The organism is Nitrosomonas oligotropha, assembly GCF_009833085.1.
In the GTDB taxonomy this organism is placed as follows: Bacteria; Pseudomonadota; Gammaproteobacteria; order Burkholderiales; family Nitrosomonadaceae; genus Nitrosomonas; species Nitrosomonas oligotropha.
The window spans coordinates 97,613-111,279 of record NZ_QRBZ01000003.1; the positions used below are offsets into that span (position 1 = coordinate 97,613).

The 13,667-nt window shown below is 49.1% G+C and carries 17 protein-coding genes; 5 read left to right on the forward strand and 12 right to left on the reverse strand.

Annotated features, from left to right (window positions below):
* The first annotated feature begins 341 nt into the window (after positions 1–341).
* Positions 342–737 carry a hypothetical protein gene (locus ABD07_RS01605; protein ID WP_160816832.1) on the forward strand — a complete coding sequence of 132 codons (396 nt, stop codon included), beginning with the start codon at positions 342–344 and terminating at the stop codon, positions 735–737.
* A 103-nt stretch (positions 738–840) separates the two neighbouring features.
* On the opposite strand, the gene hrpA is transcribed toward ABD07_RS01605, so the two are convergent.
* Positions 841–4,602 carry an ATP-dependent RNA helicase HrpA gene (hrpA, locus tag ABD07_RS01610; RefSeq protein WP_160816833.1) on the reverse strand — a complete coding sequence of 1,254 codons (3,762 nt, stop codon included), beginning with the start codon at positions 4,600–4,602 and terminating at the stop codon, positions 841–843.
* Between the two features lie 196 nt (positions 4,603–4,798).
* A complete protein-coding gene (locus ABD07_RS15305) occupies positions 4,799–4,963 on the reverse strand; it encodes a phage integrase N-terminal SAM-like domain-containing protein (protein WP_108698914.1) in 165 nt (54 codons plus the stop codon).
* Positions 4,964–5,153: 190 nt separating this feature from the next.
* Between ABD07_RS15305 and ABD07_RS01620 the strand changes: the two genes are divergently transcribed.
* The 4 genes from ABD07_RS01620 to ABD07_RS01635 all read left to right on the forward strand — a co-directional run bounded on the left by ABD07_RS01620 (position 5,154) and on the right by ABD07_RS01635 (position 6,765).
* Positions 5,154–5,402 carry a YtxH domain-containing protein gene (locus ABD07_RS01620; protein WP_160816834.1) on the forward strand — a complete coding sequence of 83 codons (249 nt, stop codon included), beginning with the start codon at positions 5,154–5,156 and terminating at the stop codon, positions 5,400–5,402.
* 161 nt (positions 5,403–5,563) lie between these two features.
* Positions 5,564–5,812 (forward strand): DUF4160 domain-containing protein, encoded by a 249-nt coding sequence (locus tag ABD07_RS01625; RefSeq protein WP_108698912.1) that lies wholly within the window; start codon positions 5,564–5,566, stop codon positions 5,810–5,812.
* Between the two features lie 4 nt (positions 5,813–5,816).
* Positions 5,817–6,065: a DUF2442 domain-containing protein gene (locus ABD07_RS01630; protein WP_160816835.1), complete on the forward strand. Its 249-nt coding sequence runs from the start codon at positions 5,817–5,819 to the stop codon at positions 6,063–6,065.
* Between the two features lie 214 nt (positions 6,066–6,279).
* Positions 6,280–6,765 (forward strand): VOC family protein, encoded by a 486-nt coding sequence (locus tag ABD07_RS01635; protein ID WP_160816836.1) that lies wholly within the window; start codon positions 6,280–6,282, stop codon positions 6,763–6,765.
* An 11-nt stretch (positions 6,766–6,776) separates the two neighbouring features.
* Here ABD07_RS01635 and ABD07_RS01640 read toward each other — a convergent pair whose 3' ends face one another.
* The 10 genes from ABD07_RS01640 to ABD07_RS01685 all read right to left on the reverse strand — a co-directional run bounded on the left by ABD07_RS01640 (position 6,777) and on the right by ABD07_RS01685 (position 13,442).
* The gene (locus ABD07_RS01640; RefSeq protein ID WP_160816837.1) at positions 6,777–7,385 is read right to left on the reverse strand and encodes a glutathione S-transferase; all 609 of its coding nucleotides are present in this window, start codon (positions 7,383–7,385) and stop codon (positions 6,777–6,779) included.
* Between the two features lie 20 nt (positions 7,386–7,405).
* On the reverse strand, positions 7,406–8,194 hold the full coding sequence (djlA, locus tag ABD07_RS01645; RefSeq protein ID WP_160816838.1) for a co-chaperone DjlA: 789 nt from the start codon (positions 8,192–8,194) through the stop codon (positions 7,406–7,408).
* 107 nt (positions 8,195–8,301) lie between these two features.
* Positions 8,302–8,544 (reverse strand): BolA family protein, encoded by a 243-nt coding sequence (locus ABD07_RS01650; RefSeq protein ID WP_160816839.1) that lies wholly within the window; start codon positions 8,542–8,544, stop codon positions 8,302–8,304.
* A gap of 52 nt (positions 8,545–8,596) precedes the next feature.
* Positions 8,597–9,352, reverse strand: coding sequence for an ABC transporter permease (locus ABD07_RS01655; protein WP_160816840.1), 756 nt, complete (start codon positions 9,350–9,352; stop codon positions 8,597–8,599).
* Positions 9,349–10,266, reverse strand: coding sequence for an ABC transporter ATP-binding protein (locus tag ABD07_RS01660; protein ID WP_160816841.1), 918 nt, complete (start codon positions 10,264–10,266; stop codon positions 9,349–9,351). The genes ABD07_RS01655 and ABD07_RS01660 overlap by 4 nt, the downstream gene beginning before the upstream one ends.
* 61 nt (positions 10,267–10,327) lie before the next feature.
* Positions 10,328–10,657 carry an STAS domain-containing protein gene (locus ABD07_RS01665; RefSeq protein WP_240142365.1) on the reverse strand — a complete coding sequence of 110 codons (330 nt, stop codon included), beginning with the start codon at positions 10,655–10,657 and terminating at the stop codon, positions 10,328–10,330.
* A 17-nt stretch (positions 10,658–10,674) separates the two neighbouring features.
* Positions 10,675–11,295: an MlaC/ttg2D family ABC transporter substrate-binding protein gene (locus ABD07_RS01670; RefSeq protein ID WP_160816857.1), complete on the reverse strand. Its 621-nt coding sequence runs from the start codon at positions 11,293–11,295 to the stop codon at positions 10,675–10,677.
* A 77-nt stretch (positions 11,296–11,372) separates the two neighbouring features.
* Entirely contained in the window at positions 11,373–11,840 is a 468-nt protein-coding gene (mlaD, locus tag ABD07_RS01675; protein ID WP_160816842.1) for an outer membrane lipid asymmetry maintenance protein MlaD, read from the reverse strand.
* Entirely contained in the window at positions 11,840–12,637 is a 798-nt protein-coding gene (mlaE, locus tag ABD07_RS01680; RefSeq protein WP_160816843.1) for a lipid asymmetry maintenance ABC transporter permease subunit MlaE, read from the reverse strand. The genes mlaD and mlaE overlap by 1 nt, the downstream gene beginning before the upstream one ends.
* Positions 12,630–13,442, reverse strand: coding sequence for an ABC transporter ATP-binding protein (locus ABD07_RS01685; protein ID WP_160816844.1), 813 nt, complete (start codon positions 13,440–13,442; stop codon positions 12,630–12,632). The genes mlaE and ABD07_RS01685 overlap by 8 nt, the downstream gene beginning before the upstream one ends.
* Positions 13,443–13,667 lie beyond the last annotated feature (225 nt).

Below are 13,667 nucleotides of genomic sequence, written 5' to 3' on the forward strand. Positions count from 1 at the left end.
ACGGGAGCCTCGGCTCCCGTTTTTCATTCCGCGCCTCGTAACATTCAATATCATCAATAACCGTTTGGGTAGTTATTGTTCGAGCATTTTCTCCGGTATCGTCATATAAACAGCGTGAAGCTAATCCGCTCTGCTACCTTATTAATCCGGTGTTAAAAATTGCCGCAGACATCGATTCTTTACAAAATTAATCCCATTTTTATGGGAATATTTCCCACAAACTATTTACGCGGTAAATTTTCCCACGTATAATAATTTTCGTGTGGGAAATTATCACACACATAATTCACTCCAATGAGTGAAAACAAAACCTCATGAAATTAATTTAAGGAGAATTAACAATGAAAACAAAAATGTTAAAAGTTTCAACACTGTTAGGTGCAGCCATTGTATTTTTTGCAACGTCACTATCCGCAGCGGATGCAAATGCTGCCGGCATTCGCATCAAATGCGAGAAAAAATCAAACCGCTCTTCGGTTTCGGTGGATGGACGTAACCTGACACCCGGCAGCTACTCTGCGGTTGTCAAATCGGGTGACAATAAAGCCAGCGCTGAGCTTAAATCGAGTACCGGCGATGAAGTCGAGTTTGATTTCGATAGCGATCAAGGTGATATCGTAGCGGGTGCTGTTGCGATCAGTCCGATATTCATCCAAGGCGGAAAAGTAACCGGTCAAATCAAAGATGCTGACGGATTTATCGTTATCGAAGGCACAAGCTCTTGCCGCGTACGCTAGAAATGAATTAAGTAATCGACACTACTTGCAATGATCAAAACAGTTCCGTGCTACACCATTCCCTCCGGTAGCTTCGGAACTGCCCTTCATCGGCCATCGCAGACTATGCATGCACGCTTTCCCACAGTTTCTGCAACCGTTTAACCGATACCGGAAACGGCGTTTTCAATTCCTGCGCAAACAGTGAAATGCGTAACTCCTCGATCTGCCAGCGGAATTCATCGAGATTGTCATCCTGCAATCCCAATTTCCGATGCTTCTCCCGATGCTGAAGGTATTGCTGCCAGAATGGCGCGATTTCGGCGCTGTTGCGCTCATCGCGCTCGGGATTCGTCGGTAATTTCTCCAGTCGTAACGCCATTCCTTTCAAATAACGCGGGAATTGCTGCAACCGCTGCCACGCGGTTTTACTGAGAAAACCGGGGTAAATCAGCATTTCAAGTTGTTCATCCAGTTCGGACTTGACCCGCGTGTTTCGCGCCGATGCTAATCGTCCGAGCACGATCTGATAGTCACTGCCAATCTGTTGCAACAAACGGGCAAGCGCTGCGGTCACTTCCGGCAGGCGGCCTTTGGCGCGTTGACTGTGAGCGGAAAATTCAGCTTCCGTGCGTGGCAATGGGTCGTCATTGAGCAAAGCGCGATCGATGATGGCATCGAGCATATCCTGCTTCAATTCGCCCGGATTGATCCGCGTGGCCAATTGCATGCTCGCCTGTTTTAATCCCGAAAGGTTCTTTTCCAACTGCTTGAGCTGCTCTTTAAGCGCCAAACACAGCAATCTCCTGATGCCTGATCGCATCGCGCCATCCGCCGCCTGACGCGTATCGAACAAACGGATCGCGGCGCTTTCCGTTTGATCGGTCAACGCCGGATAACCGATCAACGCATGGCCATTGCGTTGAAATGTTATTTCCGCCGGTAAATCGCCAAAATCCCATTGCGTGATGTGATCGCGTTCGATGCCGGTGTTCGCATGACCGGCATCGCGTTTCACAAAAGTCATTTGCGCGGCTTTACCCAACTGCGATTGTAAATCGGCGAGACTACGGCTCATCGCCAATTCCTGTCCGGCATCATCCAGCACCCGGATATTCATCAGCAAATGCGCCGGTATCTCATGGGCTTGCCAGGTTTCTGCCGGAACCGATAGCGTGGTTTTCTTTTGAATGAATTTTTCCAACGCTTCCTGCAAGGAAATATGTTGCCAGGTAGGGGTTTGACTATCCAGGAATCCGGTCACCGAATCCGGCAATGGCACCAGAATACGGCGGATTTGCTTCGGCAGCGCTTTCAAATACCAGGTGATTTTTTCCCGAATCAACCCAGGAACCAAGTAATCCAGCTGCTTGGCGTCCAGACGATTCAACAACGGCAGCGGCACGGAAACGGTTACGCCGTCGAGCACATGGCCGGGATCGAAGCGGTAAGTGAGCGGCAAAACACTGCCATCCGCAAGCAGCAAATTTTCCGGAAATTGCACTTCGGTGATGTGATCGGCTTGATGCCGCATCAACAATTCACGCTGCAAATACAACAAGCGCGGCTCTTGTTGTTCAGCCAGTTTGCGCCACTTCTCAAATCCTGCGCCATTGCTGATGTTTTGCGGAATGATGGCATCATAAAAAGCGAAAATCGCGTGTTCATCGACCAAGACATCCTGCCGCCGCGCTTTATGCTCCAGCTCTTCGATTTCATGAATCAACGCTTGGTTGTGAACAAAGAAAGGCGCTTGCGTCACATACTCCCCCGCTACCAGCGCCGAATGGATAAAAATCTCGCGCGATTCCTTGGGATTGATCGAACCGTAATGAACCGGCCGTTTCGCAACGACAATCAAGCCGTACAACGTGACGCGTTCATAAGCCATTACCTGCGCTTGTTTCTTTTCCCAATGCGGATCGAAATAATGCCGTTTGCATAAATTTCCGCCGATCCGCTCCAGCCACTGCGGTTCGATTCTGGCCGCGCACCGGGCGTAAAGCTTGCTGGTTTCGACCAATTCCGCCGCCACCACCCATTTGGCTTTACCTTTTTTCAGCACCGAGCCGGGAAAAATCGCAAACTTGATGCCCCGTGCGCCGAGATATTCCCCTTCATTCTCGGTTTTAAAACCGATGTTACCGAGCAAACCGGGCAGCAGCGCGCGGTGAATCTCGTCGTACCCCGCCGGAATTTCATTCGGTTTGAAACCCAGCTCCGTCATCAGCACGTGCAATTGCCCGTGAATCTCACGCCATTCACGCAAGCGCCGGTACGACAGAAAATGCTCGCGGCATTGCGCCATCAGTTTCTTGCCGGATTTTTTGTGCTTCAGCAGATCGTCAAAGAAATCCCACAGCTTCAAGTACGCCATAAAATCCGAGCGGTCATCCTGGAAGCGGCGGTGCGCCTGGTCGGCAGCAGCCTGATGCTCAAACGGCCGGTCGCGCGGATCTTGCACGCTCAACGCCGATGCGATGATCAGGATTTCGTGCAGACAGTTTTCCTGTTTCGCAGCCAGAATCATGCGGGCGATGCGCGGATCGATCGGGAATTTCGCCAAACGCCAGCCGGTTGCAGTCAGCTGCCGGTTGTCATCGACCGCGCCCAGTTCCGCCAGCAACTGATAACCGTCGGCGATCATGCGCGGCGACGGTGGCTCCAGAAACGGAAAATCTTCCACATCGCCGATTTTCAGCGACTTCATGCGCAAAATCACCGCCGCCAGCGACGAGCGCAAAATCTCCGGATCGGTAAACTCCGCCCTGCCCTGAAAATCCTGTTCTGAATACAAGCGGATGCACACGCCGTTCGCCACCCGGCCGCAACGCCCCGCCCTTTGATTCGCCGATGCGCGTGAGATTTTCTCCACCAGCAATTGCTCGACCTTATTGCGGTAACTGTAACGGTTGATCCGCGCCAGACCGGTATCGATCACATAATGAATGCCCGGAACGGTCAATGACGTTTCCGCGACGTTGGTCGCCAGCACGATACGGCGCGCACCATCCGGCTGAAAAACCCGCTCCTGCTCGGCGACCGACAATCGGGCAAACAGCGGTAAGATCTCGATACTCGAATGAAAACGGTGAAATGAATGTTTGCGCAGGGTTTCGGCGGTTTCTCGGATCTCGCGCTCACCCGGCAAAAACACCAGAATATCGCCCGAACCCAGCGCCATCAACTCATCGGCCGCATGAATGATGGCTTGTTGCACATCGCCGTCGCTATCGTCGTCCTCATCAGCCAACGGCGAACGGTAATGGATCTCGACCGGATACAATCGCCCGCTGACCTCGATCACTGGCGCAGCGCTGAAATGCCGCGAGAAGCGCTGCGCATCGATGGTCGCCGACGTCACGATCACCTTTAAATCCGGCCGCTTGGGCAACAATTGCTTGAGGTAGCCGAGCAGAAAATCGATGTTCAAACTGCGCTCGTGCGCCTCGTCGATGATCAGCGTATCGTACGCCTGCAACAGCGGATCGCCCTGCGTCTCGGCGAGCAAAATACCGTCGGTCATCAGTTTGATGTAACTATCTGCGCCGATCTTATCGGAAAAACGCACCTTGTAACCCACCGCCTGCCCCAACGGACTATTCAACTCCGCCGCAATCCGCGCCGCCACCGTCCGCGCCGCAATCCGCCGCGGCTGCGTATGCCCGATCAGGCCGTGCACACCGCGTTTGAGTTCCAGGCAGATTTTAGGGATTTGCGTGGTTTTACCGGAACCGGTTTCCCCGCAAATGATTACTACTTGATGCCGCTCAATTGCTTGCTTGATTTCTTCCCGGCGAGCATTGACTGGTAGTTCTTCGGCGTAAACCGGGTTTGGAAAATGAGCCAATCGCTTGGCGATGACTTCGGGGGAGAGTTTTTTCATAGAAATATCCAGAATCAGATCAATTGTGATTAATTTTTACTAATGATCTGAAAGACTCGCAATAACTTTACAACGCTAATTCAAAACATGCGAAGAATCTTTTATGTTGATACGCAAAAAATTACTGTTTTGATTGAATTTATACCTTAATACTGGATACCTATGAGACATGATGTTCATTAGTCAGATGAGACAATTACCGTTCCATCCCAATCACACCCATCTCAGCCGGATGCCGCTTGCCATGAAAAATAATATAGTGTTTAATCCATGAAATATAAGTTTTTTCCATGCTTAAACTATAGTTCTTGTATCTTATTTTCTCACAAACTTGATCGAGCAATTTTTTAGTCGGTGGCATTGTCGTATTTACTCATGACATTTGTCTTATTGATTTACTAATTAGCATTAAAATACATGATGATAATCCAACATAACTGCAATTATACGGCAACATCTACAGAATTATCGGATGAAATATCTTATATATTACGTTAGCAGGTAATAATTCAAATGCTCATGAACACAATAAAGACTAGAGTGACATTGTAATGCTTGAATTGATTACAGGTGCTGCAATAGGAGCAATAGTATCCATTGCCATAGCTGAGATATATCATCGAAGAGCAAGCAAGGAAACACAAAATGAAATTAATAATCTAAAAATTCTTGCGAAAGAGCTTCAAGAAACAATAAACGAAACCAAGGAATCATCACAATATATTGCAGAACAAAGAGAACTAGTAAAGAAGCATATAGTTGCAGGAACATCTGATGATCCAAATTTTCCGTACAAATAACAATAAAAGCGTAATAGCACGGTAGGTTGGAGTGACGTTAGGAACTCCAACATTTTGCTCCAAAACCCGCAGCACATGCTGCCCCGGTAAATGGAAGTCCGTTAGGATGTTCCGCTGTGATATGACAGTTAATACTATCGAAAACTAAACAAGAAATAGATATGCCAGAAATTGCAAGATTTTATGGAATCGTGATAAAACTCTTCTTCGGCGATCATCCGCCTCCGCATTTTCATGCGGTGTACGGGGAATATGTCGGCTTATTCAATATCGATACCCTTGAAATGATCGAGGGAGATCTGCCGAACAGAGCAAAGGATCTGATTATCGAGTGGGCTGCAATTAATAAGGAAGAAATGAAAAAGATGTGGGAGAAACAGGAATTTCACAAGCTGCCTCCTTTGGAGTAAAAGGATGCGATATCCAAAAGTAAAATCAGCACTTGCTATCGATGATCATACTTTGCTGGTTGAATTCGACAATGACGAAAAGAGAAAATACGATGTCACTCCGCTGCTAAGAAAAGATATGTTCTCCCGGCTGAGGAACCCGGCTTTTTTTAAGTCGGTGCAAGTAGAGCAAGGCGGGTACGCGGTCGTTTGGGATAGTGCCATCGATATCAGCGAATATGAATTATGGCAGCACGGTCAGGCGGTGCCATAACCCGTATAACCTTAAAGCGGAAGCCCGTGAGGGTGTTCTGCCGTTTGCACGGCATTCAATGCAATAGCTTTATCGATCTATCACACTGTGAAAATCATTCCGGCTGATTTTTCATGTGCATTACGCCACTGCAAGTCGTGTCGTTAAAAAATTTCAGATAAGATATTCCTTCGTTCCAGTCCATTACCTTTTTACTCACACATAGCGACGTGATATGACAAAACCAACAAAGAACACTATCTGCCTTTGGTACGATGGCGGCGCCGAAGAAGCGGCACGCTTTTATGCCGATACCTTTCCCGATTCATACGTTGGCGCAATTCTTCGCGCGCCGGGAGATTTTCCGTCCGGAAAACAGGGGGATGTGTTGACGGTCGAGTTCACCGTGATGGGTATTCCGTGTCTCGGATTGAACGGTGGGCCCGCGTTCAAACACGACGAAGCGTTTTCATTCCAGGTTGCAACTGCGGATCAAGCCGAGACAGATCGGTACTGGAACGCCATCGTCGGCAACGGCGGTCAGGAAAGCGCGTGCGGCTGGTGCAAGGATAAATGGGGATTGTCCTGGCAGATCACACCGGTCGCCTTGACGGAAGCAATCACCGATCCCGATCCTGCCGCCGCCAAGCGGGCATTCGATGCGATGATGCAGATGAGAAAAATCGACATCGTCGCAATCGAGGCGGCGCGACGCGGCTGAAATGCTGGCGATCAGTCAGCTTCTTTCTGCATTATGTTTTGAAACAATTCTGAACCGGTCAACCGGTCCAGCCAAGCGATCAGATGATGATAGCGAGAAGCATAAAACCAATCCGGATTGACATTGCTAAACTGCCGGACGAAAGGGAAGATGGCCATATCCGCTAATGTGTAGCGGCCGCTCAGCAAATAACCATTCTTGCTTAAGCGCGCATCTAAACCGGCTAAGAAAGGCTCCGCTTGTTCGCGGTAATAAGCCTCGGAATGTTCCGGAAAGCGCACGGCATATTTGTAAAGATCCAGCGCCGGTTTGAATGATTCATCATTCTGCTTGATCAGCGACATGACTTCAGCCATCACAGCTTGATCGGGATCCAGCCAATGCTCGGGATCATGGATCGACAGCGCCCATTGCATGATATCCAGGCTCTGCTCGAGCACAGATCCGTCGGCAAACTTTAATACCGGCACAGTGCCTTTGGGAGAGCATTCCAGCATTTCTTTGGGCTTGGCGCGCAGACTGACTTCCTGCTGACCGACTTCAACGCCGCTGACTTTGATCGCCAGCCGAGCACGGATCGCAAAAGGACAACGGCGGAATGTGAACAATAGCGATTTCATTTAATTTCGACTATACGAGCTTAAGCCCCTGTACGCTTCAAATCCCGGCTCTTTTTGATTAAATCGTAAGCCGTTTGCACTTCCTTGGCTTGTTCGGTCGCGACGGCGATCATTTCTTCCGGCACACCCTGCCCCATCAATTTATCCGGATGGTATTGACTCATCAATTTGCGGTAAGCGTGTTTGATTTCCTGATCCGTGCTGTCTTTGCTGACACCCAATGCTTTATAGGCATCTTCCAGCGCATTGGCCGAGGTGCTTTGCCCTCCGGCAAAGTGCGCTTGATTGATGATCATGCCGAGCAACTGATCGAAGGCGGCTTGGTGATAACCCAAACGTCCGGCGATGGTTCGCAACAGTTCCTCTTCAGCGGAATTCAGATGGCCGTCGGATAATCCCATGATGATGAGATAAACCAGCAGCATTTGCCGCAAATTAGGGGAATAGCCGCATGTTTTCAGGAATTCATCGAGTTGCGGATGAATATCGTAATCGCCTGAAGCGCCTTGCTTGAACAGCGTGATAGCTTTCAGCCGGTGATCGCGCGTCATGCGCAATTTCTGCATGAATTGCTCGACGTGCGACACTTCCGTTTCGGATACCCGGCCATCGGCTTTGGCCAGCTTGCCCATCAGAATGAAAACGGTCTCCAGGAAAACCGACTGACGCCGCGCGGCGTTGAACGGATTCATCCCGCCCGGGCCAAAAGCTCTGAACCGGTCGATAAAGCTCCCGATGAAATAACCCAGGAAAATGCCCCAGAAACCAAGAAGGAAAAAACCCGCTAAAGCGCCTAGTAATCTAAACAATGAAATTCCAGATAAATCGATAACAAAAGGCAATCATAGTGAATTGCCGGTTGATAAAATGACTTGAAATCTTGAATGCCCGGTCAAAGCCTAATTTCTTGAAACGCTCAGGATTTATTCGACCATTGCTCGGGCGTTAGCGTTTTCATCGACAACGCATGAATATCTTGCTTCATTTTTTCGCCCAGCGATTTGTAAACCAGCTGGTGCTGTTGAACCATATTCTTACCGGTAAATTCCGCACTGACGATCAGCGCATGGAAATGGCGTCCGTCGTCGCCTTCCACTTGCACGTGCTGACAAGGTAATGCCGATTCAATATACGTTTTTACGTTTTCTGCAGTAAGCATTTTTATTCTCCTTCACGCATGATGAACATGCAAAATCAAACAATCGTTATTTTCAATGCCGCAATTTATATCCGGTTTTGAGCATGCGGATAGTCAGCATGGATATTGCCACCAAGCATATTGCCACAATCAAGAGACTTATATAAGGCGAAATATCCGATACACCGAAGAAGCCGTAGCGGAATCCGTCAATCATGTAAAAAAACGGGTTCAGGTGAGAAAAATACTGCCAGCCGGCCGGTAGCGAATGAATGGTGTAAAACACGCCGGATAAGAAAGTCAGCGGCAAAATGATGAAATTCTGGAAAGCCGCCAATTGATCGAATTTGTCCGCCCAGATGCCCGCTATCAGCCCCAGCGCACTCAGTATCGCGCTGCCGAGCACGACAAAAAGGATCGACCAGACCGGTTGCGCGAGCGGAATATCGAAGAAAAACAGCGTGACCCAATAAACTCCCAGTCCGACCAACAACCCGCGCACGATGGAAGCGATGATGTACGCAAAGAATATGGCGTGGTAGGACAATGGCGAGAGCAGGATAAATACGATATTGCCGCTGATTTTCGACTGAATCATGCTGGACGATGCATTGGCAAACGCATTCTGAATGACCGCCATCATCACCAGTCCAGGGATCAGGAAAGCGGTATACGCCACACCGGGATAAGCTTCGACGTGCGCTTCCATCACATGAAAGAAAATCAGCAAATACAGCAGCGTGGAAACCATCGGCGCGACTATCGTCTGAAAACCGACTTTCCAGAAACGCAGCAATTCTTTGTAGAGCAATGTGAAGAATCCGATCATGTCACTTCGTTCCCACTGTTTCTCATCATGTTGACGAACACATCTTCCAGATCCGGTTGCTGCAAGTGCATTTCCAGTATCTCGATTTGCGCGGATCGCAAAGCCGATAGTATTGATTCCACTTGCGCATAGGTGTCGATCCGCAATTCAACTATTCCGCCACTATGACTGAGTTGTAATGTCTGTAGCGCGGCTGGTAAAGTATCGGGCAGCAATCTTAGCCGCACCGATTTACCGGCAGGCAGCTTTCCGATCATATTCTGCGTGCTATCCAGCGCAATAATTTTTCCTTCTTTCAGCATCGCCACCCGGTTGCACAGCGTTTCCGCCTCATCCAGGTAATGTGTCGTCAACACAATGGTGTGTCCATTCTGATTGAGTTGGCGGATAAAATCCCACAACGATTGACGCAATTCCACGTCCACACCGGCCGTCGGTTCATCCAGAATAATGACCGGCGGTTTGTGCACCAGTGCTTGCGCCACCAAAACCCGGCGTTTCATACCGCCCGACAACGCACGCATGTTGGCGTTGGCTTTGCCGGTCAAATCCAGCCGTTCAATAATTTCATCCACCCAATCGCCATTGTGTTTAATACCGTAATAACCGGATTGGATTAACAATATTTCACGCACCGTGAAGAAAGGATCAAACACCAATTCCTGCGGCACCACGCCTAAACTCTGCCGCGCCTGCCGGTATTCTGTAATGACATTATGTCCCATCACGCTGACCGAACCGCTATCGGCCAGAGTCAAACCGGCGATAATGCTGATCAGCGTCGTCTTACCCGCGCCATTCGGACCCAGCAACGCAAAAAATTCTCCCGCGTGAATCTCAAGATCGATACCGGACAGTGCGCGCACATTGCCGAAGCGTTTGGAGACGTGCTTAACTTCAATAGCGGGTTGCATCGGATACAGAAATCAGAAGGAGAATAATTCGGAACTTCAGGAATGGCAAAACAACATCCGGTCAGGAAGCGTTTTGCACGGGAACTGGATTGACCGCGAGCGGAATTAACTCCGCAACCCCATATAATTGGATCAGGCTCTTAAGACTCTCGGGCATATTGATAAATTGCAGTGCATGGCAGTTTTTACGCGTCGCGCGCTGCCATTCCAGCAATACGCTGACGATGGTTGAATCCACTTCGGTCACCTGATCGAGATCGATTGTCAGCGGTTGATCGTCGAACAACGCAATGCCGCTTTTCGTCAGCATCACCGCATTATCGATCGTCACAGCGCCCTGCACGATCACGGTGTTGCCCTCACGAAAGATCATCGGAACCGAAGGATTCAATTGATTTCCTGCCGTTACTACTTTTTACCTTCCAGGGATTTGTTTTTATCCGTCAAGACTTTCAGCAACCCCTCGACGCCGCCTTTACGCACCTGGCTGTTAAAGCTTCCGCGGTAATTGGTCACCAGACTGACACCGGCGACTGTCACGTCATAGACTTTCCAGCCATCCGGCTTTTTCTCCATGCTATAGTCAATCGGCAATGGTTCTTTTCCATTTCCCTGAATCACTACAGTCCGGACTGTGGTTTCCGTTTGATCACCCAGTTGCTTGATCGGATTGACTTTAATCGTTTCGTGACTATGACTGTTCAAGGCGTTGGAATACGTGCGCACTAACAATGTGCGGAATTCATTCACCAGTTTTTGTTGTTGTTCCGGCACTGCGGTTGACCAGTGCTGTCCCATCGCGAGCTGCGTCATACGGGTAAAATTGAAATGCGGCAGTATTTTAGTCTCGATCAGATCGAGCATTTTTTCTTTATTGCCATTTTTCAATTGCTCATCTTTTTGAATAATTTCCATCACTTCCTTGACCGTTTTGTCGACCAGCCGGTCCGGCGCCAGCTCCACCGACCATGCCGGGAACGCCAGTAAGCTCGAGAGTATTAATATCATTATTCCAAGAAATCTCTTCATCATGCCCTCACCAAAATTTTTAGTCATAGTTACAATACTAAACCAACAACCGCAAAATTAACAAATATCCATTGAAATCACAAAGAATCGTCTTCCGACGCTTTATTGAATAAAAAACGTCCGATCAGTTCTTCCAGCACCATAGCTGAATTGGTTTTCATGATTTTATCGCCATCTTTCAACATGGCCTCGTCCCCGCCCGCGGCCAATCCTATGTACTGTTCACCCAGCAGCCCCGAAGTCAAAATACTGGCAAATGTATCTTTAGGAAATAGAAACCGGCTATCCATGCTCATGGTAACCACTGCATCGTACGTTTGCGTGCTGAATTGAATATCCGTGACGCGTCCGACCACAACGCCGGCGCTCTTCACCGGCGCGCGCACTTTCAGGCCGCCGATATTTTCAAAATTTCCGCTAATGACATAGCTTTGAGAAGGATTATACACATTGAGATTGCCCACTTTAAGACTCAGGATCATCAGCGCGATGACGCCCATGACCACAAACAATCCCACCCACAAATCCATCGTTGTCCGCTGCATTAACTCACTCCTCTAAACATGAAAGCGGTCAAAATAAAATCCAATCCCAGAATTACCAATGACGACGTAACCACGGTGCGCGTTGTCGCGCCCGATACGCCTTCCGCCGTCGGCGGTGCATCGTAACCTTCAAAAACCGCGATGGCCGTTACCACCACGCCAAAACAGCAACTCTTAATAAAACCGTTCATGATATCAAAGCGGAAATCCACCGCACTTTGCATTTGCGACCAATAAGAACCTTCATCCACGCCGATGAAGACCACGGTCACGAGATAGCCGCCAAAAACACCCATAACGGAAAAAATGGCCGCCAGAAACGGCATCGAAATCACACCGGACCAGAAGCGCGGCGCTACCACACGCGCAATCGGATCAACCGCCATCATGCCCATCGCCGCCAGTTGCTCGGTCGCTTTCATCAAACCGATTTCTGCGGTGATCGCGGAACCTGCGCGGCTGGCAAACAACAATGCAGCCACGACCGGACCCAATTCGCGCACCAGCGACAATGCCACCAACGTGCCGACTGCGGATTCCGAACCGTATTTTTGTAACGTTTCATAGCCTTGCAACCCGAGCACCATGCCGACAAAGAGTCCTGACACGACAATGATGATCAGTGACAAGACACCGGTGAAATACAGTTCCCGTATGACGAGATTGAAACGGCGCAAGCTGGTGCCGGATTTTAACAGTACCAGGATGAAAAAGCGGCTGGCGATGCCCAACCGCCACACACCTTCAATCACGCGATGGCCGATATGTCGAATACCGGATATGAGTCGGCTAGGCAAGAGCATTCTCCAGATTCAAATCCTTACGGTAGGATTGCGCCGGATAATGGAACGGCACCGGACCATCCTCTTCACCATGCACAAACTGATGCACAAACGGCGCAACGGATTCGCGCACTTCTTTCGGCGTACCTTCGGCGGCGATTACACCATCCGCAATAAAGTAAACATAATCAACAATTTTCAGCGATTCCTGCACATCATGCGTGACCACAATCGAAGTCATACCGAGCGCATCCGTCAAACGGCGGATCAGATTGCCGATCACGCTCAGCGAAATCGGATCCAATCCGGTGAACGGTTCATCGTACATAATCAACATCGGATCCAATGCGATGGAACGTGCCAACGCAACGCGACGCGCCATACCGCCGGACAATTCATTCGGCATCAAATGTTGCGCGCCGCGCAAACCCACGGCGTGCAGTTTCATCAGCACCAGGTCACGAATCATCGATTCCGGCAAATTGGTATGCTCGCGCATCTGAAACGCGACATTGTCAAACACCGACAAATCAGTAAATAACGCACCAAACTGGAACAACATGCCCATCTTACGGCGCAGTTTGAACAAGGCGTCGCGATCCAGCTCATGCACGACTTTTCCGGCAAATTTCACATAACCCGAAGTCGGCTGGATTGTGCCGCCAATCAAGCGAAGCAGCGTGGTTTTTCCCGATCCGCTGCCGCCCATAATGGCGATCACTTTTCCGCGTTGCATCGTCATATCGATGCCTTTCAGAATCGCGCGCGTATCGTAGGAAAAATTCAATCCGCTGATTTCAATTAAATTTTCAGATGTCATGCTGCACAGTTAAATAAACAAGGGGAAATCCGGAAGTGGCCGTTATTGCGATGATTGAATCTACTGTTGGCGCTGAAATAATCCAGAATGCATCGGTTAAATTTTCACTTAATTTTATAAGGGGCAATTTTAATCCACTTTCCTCAAGAATATTGCGCTATATTAGATTTCGCCAGGCGATTTTTTATGTTTTTTGAAATTCTATCCGTTAGTGGATCGCATGAA

Bases quoted from the DNA above. Each gene is read 5' to 3' on its own strand.
- ABD07_RS01605 (WP_160816832.1), top strand. From the start codon at position 342: ATGAAAACAAAAATGTTAAAAGTTTCAACACTGTTAGGTGCAGCCATT.
- hrpA (WP_160816833.1), bottom strand. From the start codon at position 4,602: ATGAAAAAACTCTCCCCCGAAGTCATCGCCAAGCGATTGGCTCATTTT.
- ABD07_RS15305 (WP_108698914.1), bottom strand. From the start codon at position 4,963: ATGCCACCGACTAAAAAATTGCTCGATCAAGTTTGTGAGAAAATAAGA.
- ABD07_RS01620 (WP_160816834.1), top strand. From the start codon at position 5,154: ATGCTTGAATTGATTACAGGTGCTGCAATAGGAGCAATAGTATCCATT.
- ABD07_RS01625 (WP_108698912.1), top strand. From the start codon at position 5,564: ATGCCAGAAATTGCAAGATTTTATGGAATCGTGATAAAACTCTTCTTC.
- ABD07_RS01630 (WP_160816835.1), top strand. From the start codon at position 5,817: ATGCGATATCCAAAAGTAAAATCAGCACTTGCTATCGATGATCATACT.
- ABD07_RS01635 (WP_160816836.1), top strand. From the start codon at position 6,280: ATGACAAAACCAACAAAGAACACTATCTGCCTTTGGTACGATGGCGGC.
- ABD07_RS01640 (WP_160816837.1), bottom strand. From the start codon at position 7,385: ATGAAATCGCTATTGTTCACATTCCGCCGTTGTCCTTTTGCGATCCGT.
- ABD07_RS01650 (WP_160816839.1), bottom strand. From the start codon at position 8,544: ATGCTTACTGCAGAAAACGTAAAAACGTATATTGAATCGGCATTACCT.
- ABD07_RS01655 (WP_160816840.1), bottom strand. From the start codon at position 9,352: ATGATCGGATTCTTCACATTGCTCTACAAAGAATTGCTGCGTTTCTGG.
- ABD07_RS01660 (WP_160816841.1), bottom strand. From the start codon at position 10,266: ATGCAACCCGCTATTGAAGTTAAGCACGTCTCCAAACGCTTCGGCAAT.
- ABD07_RS01670 (WP_160816857.1), bottom strand. From the start codon at position 11,295: ATGAAGAGATTTCTTGGAATAATGATATTAATACTCTCGAGCTTACTG.
- mlaD (WP_160816842.1), bottom strand. From the start codon at position 11,840: ATGCAGCGGACAACGATGGATTTGTGGGTGGGATTGTTTGTGGTCATG.
- ABD07_RS01685 (WP_160816844.1), bottom strand. From the start codon at position 13,442: ATGACATCTGAAAATTTAATTGAAATCAGCGGATTGAATTTTTCCTAC.